We start from the raw sequence: 1,157 nt of genomic DNA on the forward strand, positions 1-1,157 counted from the left end.
ATTTTTAAGATTTTTTAATATGTTTGGTATGGCAACGTTAAGATCTTTTTTACAGATTATGCTGTCAGGTAGTTTTCCAATCAGCGAGGTATAATTATTATTCATATTGGTGATGTCGCTAGAAATCTTTCCTGTTTTTTCGGATGTTCTACACAACGATGAAAGATTTTTTATCGTTGATACCGTTGCGCGTATTCCTGGGTCTACAGCATTTACCATTGCATAAAAGGATTTTTTGTAATGTTTCTCATACCAATTGTGTTTAGATTTTTGTAAGTTTATTCGGAAACTATCAATTGCATTACCGAAAAGGGGAATCCATTTGCTGCTAAAATTACCAAGGCGTGTCGAGCTAAACGGTTGGCCCGAATCATAATGTTCATGAGGATCTGAACCCAATGCAGAATGTAGATTTTGTGGTGGTTTATGAGAGAGACTCTTTACGTTTAACGTGGGCAATTCTATTCTATTTGGATTTAGGTAAATTATTCTCTTTTTTCCATTATGAATAGTTTCAAGTTGAAGCACATCCCTCGTTTTTTTGACCGAAAGTATAGTGTACCCCTTGAGTGATTTTATTTTCACAAGAGAATCATATTCTTTGTAATTGACTACATTGTTTTCTTTTTTAAATTCAGATAAATATAATTCGTTATTTTTGAATGTAAATGTTAATGTGATGCCATCTTTTCTCTCAAATTTCAGATCTTCAGCTCCCCATTCACCTTGTTCTGTTAAACGTAAAGTGATGTTTGCGTTCGATTCAGATGAAGAATATGTTCTACAGTTCTTTTCTATATCAATAGTGTATTGCTTTGACGTGTCTTTTATTCTTCCTGTTAATTTACCATTTTCATTTATGCGTAATGCATCAAATAAGTAATCATTATTATTTGTTATGTCGTGAGCACTGTAGCAGCAGTATTTCCTTTTCTTGATATATTTGTTGTATAAACCTGATATCAACTCCTTGCGCTGGCCATTAATAAACGTAAGCCTACCCTCCTTATCCAGCGTGATCCCCATGTCCAAAAAAGATTCTGTTTCGCAACTACCCAGATAAAAATAGTCTTTGGCGTTGATGGATGAGGTGTCTTTAATCATTGTTGGCACTAATTTTATATCGAGACTGACCTCTTTGGCTGCATCAGAAAGCA

At 34.2% G+C, this 1,157-nt stretch carries 1 protein-coding gene; it reads right to left on the minus strand.

Annotation, left to right across the window (positions count from 1 at the left end; genetic code table 11):
* The coding region (locus tag J5224_RS29070; protein ID WP_264628552.1) for a hypothetical protein at positions 1-1,157 on the minus strand (1,157 nt) is incomplete at both ends.

The sequence above is a fragment of the Candidatus Symbiopectobacterium sp. NZEC135 genome (assembly GCF_025962695.1).